Origin of the sequence: Streptosporangium pseudovulgare (assembly GCF_014648055.1) — a bacterium.
GTDB classification, from domain to species: domain Bacteria; phylum Actinomycetota; class Actinomycetes; order Streptosporangiales; family Streptosporangiaceae; genus Streptosporangium; species Streptosporangium pseudovulgare.
The window spans coordinates 180,605-190,386 of sequence record NZ_BMQJ01000012.1; the positions used below are offsets into that span (position 1 = coordinate 180,605).

At 74.3% G+C, this 9,782-nt stretch carries 9 protein-coding genes; 4 read left to right on the forward strand and 5 right to left on the reverse strand.

What is annotated here, in order from left to right; all coding sequences use genetic code 11:
• Positions 1 to 61: 61 nt before the first annotated feature.
• Positions 62 to 1,405 carry a benzoate/H(+) symporter BenE family transporter gene (locus tag IEZ10_RS23585; protein WP_229811560.1) on the reverse strand — a complete coding sequence of 448 codons (1,344 nt, stop codon included), beginning with the start codon at positions 1,403 to 1,405 and terminating at the stop codon, positions 62 to 64.
• Between the two features lie 72 nt (positions 1,406 to 1,477).
• Between IEZ10_RS23585 and IEZ10_RS23590 the strand changes: the two genes are divergently transcribed.
• Entirely contained in the window at positions 1,478 to 2,095 is a 618-nt protein-coding gene (locus IEZ10_RS23590) for a helix-turn-helix domain-containing protein (protein ID WP_189248682.1), read from the forward strand.
• A 69-nt stretch (positions 2,096 to 2,164) separates the two neighbouring features.
• Here the strand turns inward: IEZ10_RS23590 and IEZ10_RS23595 are convergent, their stop codons facing one another.
• From IEZ10_RS23595 to IEZ10_RS23605, 3 genes are all read right to left on the reverse strand, one after another.
• Positions 2,165 to 2,908, reverse strand: a complete 744-nt coding sequence (locus IEZ10_RS23595) for an MBL fold metallo-hydrolase (protein WP_229811561.1) — start codon at positions 2,906 to 2,908, stop codon at positions 2,165 to 2,167.
• A gap of 161 nt (positions 2,909 to 3,069) precedes the next feature.
• Positions 3,070 to 3,363 carry a GNAT family N-acetyltransferase gene (locus IEZ10_RS23600; RefSeq protein WP_189248785.1) on the reverse strand — a complete coding sequence of 98 codons (294 nt, stop codon included), beginning with the start codon at positions 3,361 to 3,363 and terminating at the stop codon, positions 3,070 to 3,072.
• Positions 3,364 to 3,378: 15 nt separating this feature from the next.
• Positions 3,379 to 3,933 carry a hypothetical protein gene (locus IEZ10_RS23605; RefSeq protein WP_189248683.1) on the reverse strand — a complete coding sequence of 185 codons (555 nt, stop codon included), beginning with the start codon at positions 3,931 to 3,933 and terminating at the stop codon, positions 3,379 to 3,381.
• A gap of 291 nt (positions 3,934 to 4,224) precedes the next feature.
• Between IEZ10_RS23605 and IEZ10_RS23610 the strand changes: the two genes are divergently transcribed.
• The gene (locus IEZ10_RS23610) at positions 4,225 to 5,076 is read left to right on the forward strand and encodes a putative RNA methyltransferase (protein ID WP_189248684.1); all 852 of its coding nucleotides are present in this window, start codon (positions 4,225 to 4,227) and stop codon (positions 5,074 to 5,076) included.
• Positions 5,077 to 5,249: 173 nt separating this feature from the next.
• Complete coding sequence (locus tag IEZ10_RS23615) at positions 5,250 to 7,016, forward strand: S9 family peptidase (protein ID WP_189248685.1); 1,767 nt, start codon at positions 5,250 to 5,252, stop codon at positions 7,014 to 7,016.
• Between the two features lie 68 nt (positions 7,017 to 7,084).
• Here IEZ10_RS23615 and IEZ10_RS23620 read toward each other — a convergent pair whose 3' ends face one another.
• Positions 7,085 to 8,533 (reverse strand): PP2C family protein-serine/threonine phosphatase, encoded by a 1,449-nt coding sequence (locus IEZ10_RS23620; RefSeq protein ID WP_229811563.1) that lies wholly within the window; start codon positions 8,531 to 8,533, stop codon positions 7,085 to 7,087.
• 211 nt (positions 8,534 to 8,744) lie between these two features.
• On the opposite strand from IEZ10_RS23620, the gene IEZ10_RS23625 reads away from it, so the two are divergent.
• Positions 8,745 to 9,782, forward strand: a 1,038-nt coding sequence (locus IEZ10_RS23625; protein ID WP_189248687.1) for a HAMP domain-containing protein, incomplete at its 3' end; no start/stop codon positions are given.

Genomic DNA, 9,782 nt, shown 5'->3' on the forward strand with positions numbered 1-9,782 from the left:
CGGCGAGGGCGCTTTCCTGCGGGGGCGCAGGCGACCCGCTCGCCCGGCGATAGCTCGGCGGTCACCGCTGGGCGAGCCGGGTCTCCCCCCGGGACGCGCCGGCCTCCTTCCCGGGGAGCCCGGACTCCCCGGGGTCGCCGGCACTCCCGTGGGCACCGGACCCCCCGGCCCCGGCGCTCTTCCCGGGATCCCCGGCGCCCTCGGCGCTCTCCCCGGAATCTCCGGTGTCCCCGGCGCTCTCCCCCGATCCGGCCCGGTCCTTCCTCCGGCCGTGCAGGAGCGTCATCGCCCCGCCCGCGACCAGCCCCCAGAAGGCCGCCCCCACCCCGAACAGCGTGAACCCCGAGGCGGTGACCACGAAGGTCGCCACCGCCGCCTCCCGGCGCTCCGGGTCCGCCACGGCCGCGGTGACCGCCGAGGCCAGCGCGCCGAGCAGGGCCAGGCCCGCGACGGCCTCGATCAGCACGGGGGGCGAGAGCAGCACCAGCGCGGTCGCCAGACCGGAGCCGAGGCCGAGGACGATCATCGATCCCCCGGCGGTGACCGAGGCGATCCACCGGCGTCCCGGGTCGGGGTCGGCGTCGGGACCTGCGGCGAGCGCGGCGGTGATGGCCGCCAGGTTCACCGCGTGGCCGCCCAGGGGCGCCCCGGCCACGGTCGCCAGGCCGGTGCCGACGAGGATGCCGCCCAGCCGCGGACGGTAACCGTACCCGGCGAGTACGGCCATGCCGGGCACGTTCTGCGAGGCCATGGTGACCAGGAACAGCGGAAGCGCGATGCTCACCATGGCCTGCACGCCGAAGGACGGCACGGTCGGCACGACCACCGGGCGCACGTCCACCGCGCCGAGACCGGGGCCGGTGAGCGCGATCGCCACGACCGCGACCAGCAGCGCCCCTGGAACCGCCCACATGCGGGCGAACCTGCTCAGCAGCGCCCAGGTCAGCACGACCGGGACGGCCATCGCCGGGATCTCCGCGAGCGCGCGGACCGGCGCGACGCACAGGCCGAGCAGCACCCCGGCGAGCATGGCGCCGGCGATCGGGGCGGGGATGGCGGCGATCCAGCGCCCCAGCACGGGGAAGAGCCCGGCGGCGACGACCAGCAGCCCGCACACCGCGAACGCGCCGACCGCGGCGGGGAAGCCGCCCTGCACCGCGCCGGTCGCGGCCAGCAGCGCCGCGCCCGGGGTGGACCAGGCGATGGTGATCGGCATCCGCCGCCGCAGGCCCAGCCAGATCGCCACCACGCCGTTGGCCAGGCAGAGCGCGAGCAGTCCCGACGCCGCCTGCCGCTCGTCGGCGCCCACCGCCCGCAGGCCGGCCAGGACGACGGTGAAGGAGCTGGCGAAGCCGACGATCCCGGTGACGACCCCGGCCGTCACCGGTTGCAGAAGGCGTGTCATCTGATGGTCCTCTCCCGGTGCGCGGACCGCTCGTTCCGTAAACGGAACGACGGCGTGTTGCACGATATCCCCATGAAGCCCGGCACACCAGTCCCCCGTCCGGCGCTCGACGCGGGCGTCCAGGAGGTCGGATCACGGATCCGCAGGCTGCGCGAGGAGCGCGGCGTCTCCCTGTCCGAGCTGGCCCGGCGCGCCGGCGTGGGCAAGGCGACGCTCTCCGGCCTGGAGAACGGCACCCGCAATCCGACCCTGGAGACTCTCTGGGCCGTCACCGCCGAACTGGGCGTGCCGCTGGCGCTGGCTCTGGGCACGGACGCGGCCGGGCGGGGCCCCGGGGAGACGGCGCCCTCCGGCGCCGCGGGCGCGGTCATCCACGGCGCCGCCGTACAGGCCGAGCTGCTGGAGGTCTTCCAGGACGAGGCGGTCACCTACGAGCTCTACCGGATGGCGGTCCGGGCGGGGACCGTCCAGACCTCCCCCGCCCACCACGCGGGCGTCACCGAGCACATCACCGTCTTCGGCGGCACCCTCCGCGCGGGCCCGGCGGACGCGCCCCTGGTCGCCGGGCCGGGCGAGCATGTGAGCTGGACGTCCGACGTCCCGCACACCTACGCGGCGGTCGGCGAGGAGGACGTCCGCGCGAGCCTGCTCATCCGCTACCCGCGCCGCCCGCCGGACCCCGGGCGGTGACCGCGTGCGGCCGCCGGCGGACGGGTCCGGAAGGCGCCCGGAGAGGACGCCGGAGGTTGCCGGCGCCCGTCAGCGGACGGGGGTGAAGGGCTCCGCGAAGTGGGCGGTGGCGATCAGCCCGTTCTCCGCCCTGGCCCGCTCCAGCAGTTCGACCCGGGTCGCCGCGGCCTGCTCGGGGTCGGCGTCGTAGAGGTAGGGCACCTTCGGGTCGGCGAGCTGCACCGGGTGCAGCACCACGTCGCCGGTCAGCGTCAGCTCCCCCACCCGGACGACCTGGTGGCCCGGGGTGTGCCCGGGCGCGTGGAGCACCCGGATGCCGGGCAGCACCTCGGCGGGGCCGTCCACCACCTGCACCCGCTCACCCAGCGGCCGGACCACGTGGTCGAGGACCGCCTCGGCGGCGGTGTCGACCTCCGCCCGCTGCAGGAGGTGACGGGCGTTGGGGAAGGCGGGCACGCCGCCGACCACCGCTCCGCTCGCGTGGTCGCTGTGCAGGTGCGTGAGCACCACCGCGTCCACCTCCTCGGGGGCCACCCCCACCCGCGCCAGCTCCGCGCCGAGCGCTCCGGGCGCCGGCGCCCAGCTCGCCGCGGGGGAGTCCTCGGGACCGACCCCGGTGTCCACCAGCACGGTACGGCCGGCCGCGTCACGCAGCAGGTAGCAGTGGAAGTGCAGGATCCACTCGGCGTCCTCGTGGACGCCCCCGGGGAACAGCTCCGGCAGCGGACGCCGGACGTCACCGCCCATCGGCCCCACGGCGTCGCACAGCGGGAACACCTCGACTCCCGCGACGATCCTCGGCTCGTGCCGCATCCGGCCTCCTGCTCCCATGTTCAGCGGATTCCCAGTGATACCGGACATCCGTCCCCGCCCACCACCCCCGGCGGGATTCCGGGACCCGCCGGCCTCCGGGCCGCTTCATCGGGAACACGACCGGCCGGAGGCCGATCCCGGGAGCGTCGGTGCGGCGGCCCTCACCGCCCGCCGGACCGGCTCCGATGGTCACCATCCGGCCACCGGTCTCCGGAGCCCAGTGAACGCCGCAGGTCCTTGGTGAGAAGTACGAGGTGGAGCGGGTCGGTCGGGCTGCTCTCGAACTCGGCGACACGCGCGTAGAACCCGCGGGCCGCCTCGTTCTCACAGTGGATCAGCAACGCCCTGACGCCTATCTGGTCGGCCACGTTCCCCACCCTGCGCAGCGCGTCGGCCACCAGTGCGCGTCCCAGCCCGACTCCCTGGGCGGCGCGGTCGACCCCCAGACGCGTCAGCGGCGCGGCCGAGGACTACCGGGGCCAGCCGGCGATGGTCTCGGCCTTGATGGGGTCGGCGTGGCAGCGGAAGGGCACGCGCCCGGCGTCGAGGAGGCAGACCCGCACGTCCACCCGGGTGATCTCGCCGTCCGACGACAGCCGGAAGGGGGTGCTCGCCCGGCAGGTGGTGCTCGGCCGCGCCCATCCGGTGCCGCCGCCCGCGTAGTGGAACCTGGCGCGGACGTAGGCGCAGTGACCGCGGTGGGCGTCGCGGTCGCGGAGCGTACCCGACACGACGAACGTCTCGGCGGAGAAGTCGCTCACCCACACGTCCGCCGCGGCGCGGCCGGAGTGCCCCGCGGCCGACCGGACCGGCCCCCAGTGGTACTTCGTGCCCGCGGGCGCGGCGGCCCGCACGGCGCCCACGGACGCCGCGGAGGCGGTGGTCCGCACGGTGTTCGCGGAGACGGTGGAAGCGACGGGAACGGCGGCCTCGGGCGAGCCGGTGGAGCCGGTGGACGCGGCGGCGGGCAGGCCGGTCGCGAGCACGAACGCCAGCGCCCCGCCGATGACGGTGATCTTCCTCATGTCCCCTACAGATAGTCCGCCCGACTTGCAGAGCCCTTGTGCTCCGCTGAATGGTTTCGTCCCTTCGTCGGGGCCCCGACGGTTCATCCTCATCACCCATGCCGCCCGCGGGACGGCGACGGCCGGAGGCCGTCGGCTCCACCTCGGCCGGGGGACGCCGGCGCGAGGACGCGTGCCCGCCGTACGGTCCCGCCCAGGGGCCGGGGCCGCGCGGGGAGCGGGCGTTTTCCGGGCGGAGGCGCCTTGCGGCTACGCTGCGCCGGTAAGACCGTCTTCGTCGATTGGTTTCCGGTGAGCCTCGCAGACATCGTCGAACACCTCATCTGCCCGGTCTGCGGGGACGGGCTCGGCCTCGGCGACCGGGTGCTCCGCTGCCCCCGGGGACACGCCTTCGACGTCGCCCGGCAGGGGTACGTCAGCCTGCTGACCGGTTCCCAGGCGCCCGGCACGGCCGACAGCGCCGCCATGGTGGCGGCCAGGGACTCCTTCCTCGGAGCGGGGCACTTCGCGCCGCTGGTGGAGGCCGTCGCCGCGGCCTGCCGTACCGGTACGGGAGCGGCGGCGGACGTGCGGGTGGTGGTGGACGCGGGCGCGGGGACGGGCCACTACCTCGCCGGGGCGCTGGACCGGCTGCCCGGGGCGGCCGGCATCGCGCTGGACGTCTCCAAGAACGCGATCAGGCGGGCGGCGCGGGCCCATCCCCGGCTGGGGGCGGTGGTGGCCGACGTGTGGCGGCCGCTGCCCGTCCGCGACGGCGCGGCCGACGTGATCCTCAACGTGTTCGCCCCCCGCAACGGGCCGGAGTTCGCCCGGGTGCTCGGGCCCGGCGGGTCACTGGTCGTGGTCACCCCCACGCCGCGGCACCTGCGGCCGCTGGTGGAGCGGCTGGGCCTGCTGTCGGTGGACGAGGACAAGGAGCGGCGGGTGGCCGCGAGCCTGGACGGCCGGTTCGCCGAGGCGGAGCGGAACGTCCACGAGTTCGAGATGGCGCTGGACCGCGCGGCGGTGGAGGCCGTCGTGGGCATGGGGCCGAGCGCCTGGCACACCGATCCGGAGAATATGCGGCAGGAAATTGCGAAACTGCCGGAAACGAACTACGTGACGGCTTCTTTTCGCATGTCTATCTTCCGGCGGAACCCGTGAGCAAGGGTGTTGCTTGACAGCGACCTAAGGGGCGCATGTTACTTAAGTGACATATAGTCCGAAATTGCCACACATTAGCCACGCGAAACACAGGGCGAACCGACATACTGGACGGCAATCCGGCGATCCCCACGCCTGGACCGTAGCCATGCCATGACGGAGGGAAGCGCCGTATGCAGGCCGAGGAACGCTGGCAGACCAGGTTCCGGGCACCGCGCGTGACGCTGCCCGCGTGGGCGCCCCAGGCCCCCGCGCGGGCGGTCTACCGCAGCAACGCCTCGGGCACCTGGGAGGTCTATGCCTGGGACCGCTCGGCGGGCTCCGTCCGCCAGGCGACCTCCCGCCCCAAGGGCACCTCGCACGGCGCGATCGACCCCTCCGGCCGGTGGGTCTGGTGGTTCTCCGACACCGACGGCGACGAGTGGGGCCGGTGGATGCGCCAGCCCTTCGGCGGCGGCCCCGACGAGCCGGTCGACCTCCCGCCCGGCGCCCCGGCCGGTCTGGCCCTGTCCGCGACGGGTGACGCGGCGGTCGGCATGGCCCGGCCCGGTGAGGGCTTCACGATCCACCTCGTCCGGCCCGGCCACCCCGCGCGGGTGATCTACGAGCACGCCGAGGCCGCCTCCGTCGCCGCCATGTCGCTGGACGGCTCGCTGATCGCGATCAGCCACAGCGAGCACGGCGACTCCCGCCACCCGGCGCTGCGTGTGCTCCGCCCGAACGGCGAGACCGTCGGCGAGCTGCACGACGGCCCCGGCCGGGGCGTCCTCGGCCTGCGCTTCGCCCCGCTCCCCGGCGACCGCAGGCTGCTCGCCCTGCACGAGCGCAGGGGACGCCGCGAGCCGCTGGTCTGGGACCCCGAGAGCGACGAGCAGCGCGAGATCTGGCTGCGCGACCCCGGCGAGATCACCGCCGAGTGGTACGGCGACGCCCGCTCCCTGCTCATCGTCCGTGCCAACCGCGGCCGCACCTACCTGCACCGCTACGACCTGGCGGGCGGCCGCCTCTTCCCCGTCGAGACCCGGCTCGGCGTGATCGACGCCGCCGTCCCCCGGCCCGACGGCTCGGTGGAGTACTCCTGGTCCAGCGGCGCCCACCCGCCGGTGATCCGCTCCAGCAACGGCAACGTGGTGATCAGCCACGGCGGGCCGACCCCGCCCCCGTCTGTCCCGGTCCAGGACCTCGACGTGGCGGGCCCCGGCGGGCGCGTCCACGCCCTGGTGTCCCGTCCCGAGCGCGGCTCCGGGCCGCTCCCGGCGGTCTTCCTACTGCACGGCGGGCCGGGCAAGCACGACGACGACTCGTTCCTTCCGCAGGTGGCCGCGTGGGTGGACCTCGGCCTCGCGGTCGTCCGGGTCAACTACCGGGGCTCCACCGGGTACGGCTCGGCCTGGCGGGACGCCCTGACCGGCGACGTCGGCCACATCGAGCTGTCCGACGTCGCGGCCGTCCGGGACGCCCTGGTGGCGCAGGGGGCCGTCGACCCCGAACGCCTGGTGCTGGCCGGCGCCTCCTGGGGCGGCTACCTCACGCTGCTCGGCCTCGGCACCCAGCCCGGGATGTGGGCGGCGGGCGTCGCGGCGGTGCCGCTCACCGACCACCTGGCCGCCTACGAGTCCGAGCCGGAGGCGCTGCGGGCCTACCACCGCGCGCTGTTCGGCGGCCCGCCCGACGAGCACCCCGAACGCTACGCCGTCAGCTCCCCGATCACCTACGTCGACCGGGTCGAGGCGCCGGTGCTGATCCTGGCCGGGGAGAACGACCCGCGCTGCCCCATCGGCCAGGTCGAGAGCTACGTCACCCGGCTGGCCGAGCGCGGCCACGAGCACGAGGTCTACCGGTACGACGCGGGCCACGGCTCGCTGGTCGTCGCCGAGCGGATCGCGCAGATGGCGGCCCAGATCGACTTCGTCCGGAAACACGTCAAGCTGGACGACTGACGCCCCGCTCCGCCGTACCGGCGCCCGTCCTCCGGAGGGCGTGCCCGGTCGGCACGCGGCGCCGAGGCTCAGCGGGCGCGCAGGACCACGATCGCCATGTCGTCGGCGCTCGGGTCGGGCGCGAAGTCCTGTACGGCGCGGCGGATCCGCTCGGCGACCGCCCGCGCCGACAGCCCCACGCACTCGGCGAACAGCTTGGCCAGCCCGCCGTCGTCGTCGAGCAGCCTGCCGTCCCGGCGCCGCTCGGTCACCCCGTCGGTCACCGCCAGCAGGACGTCACCCGGGTCGAGGTGGACCGTCTCGGCCTTGAAGGTCGCCTCGGGGAAGACGCCCAGCAGCGACTGGGAGGTCACCACCGTCTCCACCAGGCCGCTCGGCCGCAGCCGCAGCGCCTCCGGGTGACCGGCCGAGACCAGCGACGCGTCGAACCCGGACGCGGCCGGCACGAGCTCCCCGTGCAGCAGCGTCAGGAAGCGCGCCCGGTCGCCCTCGTCCAGGATCGCCTGGTTGAGCCGGTCGAGGACGGCGGCTATGCCGTACCCCTCGCGGGCGAGCAGGCGCAGGGTGTGCCGGGCCAGGCCGGTGACCGCGGCGGCCTCGGGACCGGTGCCGCAGACGTCGCCGACCGCGAAGCGCCAGGCGCCGTCACGGGCCGCGAACAGGTCGTAGAAGTCGCCGCCGACCTCGTTGGTCTCGCCGGCGGGCTCGTAGACCACCGCGGGGTCGAGGCCGGGGATCTCGCCGGGCTCACCGGGCGGGAGCAGGCTGCGCTGGAGCGCGCGGTTGGCCGCCGCCTGCGTGGCGTACAGCCGGGCGTTGTCCAGTGCCAGGGCGGCGCGGCGGCCGATGTCCTCGGCGTACTGGAAGGCGTCCTCGGCGAAGCGGTCGGGCCGGCCCAGGCACATCACGCCCAGGGCGCGCCCCCGAGCCAGGAGCGGGATCACCAGCATCTGGGAGTCACCGACCTGGAGGGTGCCGCCGGCCTGCGGGATCCGCACCGTGTCGAGCTCCTCGCGCAGCGCGTCGATGCGCCGCTCGTCGGCGTGCCACACGTACGCCGGGCGCTGCGGGCCGCCGTCGTCACCCCAGGTGTAGACGGCGCACCAGCTGGCCAGCCGGGGCACCACGATCTGCGAGATGATCGCCGGCACCATGCCCGGGTCGAGGGTGCCGGCCAGCAGGTCGCTGGCGTTGGCCAGGAAACCCATCCACAGCGGGCCCCTGCTCGGCTCCCCGATCTCCCACTCCCCGGTCGCCGGGCCGCCGGCCTCGGGCAGCCGCAGTCGCACCCAATGGGTACGGGTCTGACCTGCGAAGGTGACTCCCCACTCCTCCACAGGTACGGTGGGAGCGGCAGGGGTTTTCTCCGGAACGCCCCGCTGCCGGACCTCGATCTGGACGCTGTCTCCCAGGTGGCTCCAGACGACCTCGAATGGTTCGTCGATCACCTGCGAGGAGAGCTCTCCCGCCAGATGTTCGGCCGATGCCATCACGGACACGGCGGCCCAGGCGGTCATCACCTCCGTGGTGAACCGTCTGGCAGCGAGGACGGCCGTGTCTGCTGGGGCGAACGCCGCAGCCAGGACGGCTCGGGGAGCATTAGTCATTGCTTCGTGCCTATCACACTTGACGGTGGCATGGGGTAATTCGAAGGCGGGACTCGGGGTTGCGCACCGTGACAGACTGGGATGACTCACGGATGCGCCCCCCGGGAGTCAAGGAGGTCTCATGACCACGGCCGACACCGTGTCCCACGTCGAGGAGCGGCGTTACAGCGAATCGGATCTCAGGCCGATCCTGCAGACGCTCATCACCTGGCGCGACGGCGACTTCCGCCGCCGCGTCCCGCACGCTCCTCCGGGGATCCTGAGTGAGATCCGCCTCCTCCTGAACGAGGTCGCCGACCGCCGTGAGCACCTGGCCAACGAGCTGCACCGCGTCCGCCGCGAGGTGGTGCGGGAGGGCCGGTTCGGCGAGCGTCTCACCCCCGGCCCCGGCGTCGGCTCCTGGGCCGAGAGCGTCGACTCGGTGAACCTGCTGATCGACGCCCTGGTGGGGCCGGTCACCGGCGCGGCCGACGTGATCGACGCGGTCGCCAAGGGCGACCTGTCCCGCCGGATCGACCTCAGCCGGGGCACCCGGGGCGAGGTGCGCCGCCTCGGCAAGGCCATCAACGGCATGGTCGACCAGCTCTCCCTGTTCACCTCCGAGGTGACGCGCGTCGCCCGCGAGGTCGGCACCGAGGGCCGCCTGGGCGGGCGGGCCAACGTGCGGGGCATGTCGGGGAGCTGGCGCGACCTCACCGAGGCCGTGAACACGATGTCCAGCCGCGTCTCCGCGCAGGTCCGCGACATCGCGCTGGTCACCACCGCGGTCGCCAAGGGCGACCTGAGCCGCAAGGTCACCGTCGACGCGGTCGGCGAGATGTTCGAGCTGAAGAACACCGTCAACACCATGGTCGACCAGCTCTCCGCGTTCGCCGAGGAGGTCACCCGCGTCGCCCGCGAGGTCGGCACCGAAGGCCAGCTCGGCGGCCAGGCCCGCGTCCGCGGCGTCTCGGGCGTCTGGAAGGACCTCACCGACAACGTCAACGTCATGGCGAGCAACCTCACCACGCAGGTGCGCGCCATCGCCGACGTGTCCACCGCGGTGGCGCGGGGCGACCTGTCGAAGAAGATCACCGCGGACGCCGCGGGTGAGATCCTCCAGCTCAAGGACACCCTGAACACCATGGTGGACCAGCTGTCGATGTTCGCCGACGAGGTC

Coding starts and splice junctions, on each gene's coding strand:
- IEZ10_RS23590 (WP_189248682.1), top strand. CDS start 1,478: ATGAAGCCCGGCACACCAGTCCCCCGTCCGGCGCTCGACGCGGGCGTC.
- IEZ10_RS23620 (WP_229811563.1), bottom strand. CDS start 8,533: ATGACCGCCTGGGCCGCCGTGTCCGTGATGGCATCGGCCGAACATCTG.
- IEZ10_RS23595 (WP_229811561.1), bottom strand. CDS start 2,908: ATGCGGCACGAGCCGAGGATCGTCGCGGGAGTCGAGGTGTTCCCGCTG.
- IEZ10_RS23615 (WP_189248685.1), top strand. CDS start 5,250: ATGCAGGCCGAGGAACGCTGGCAGACCAGGTTCCGGGCACCGCGCGTG.
- IEZ10_RS23605 (WP_189248683.1), bottom strand. CDS start 3,933: ATGAGGAAGATCACCGTCATCGGCGGGGCGCTGGCGTTCGTGCTCGCG.
- IEZ10_RS23585 (WP_229811560.1), bottom strand. CDS start 1,405: ATGACACGCCTTCTGCAACCGGTGACGGCCGGGGTCGTCACCGGGATC.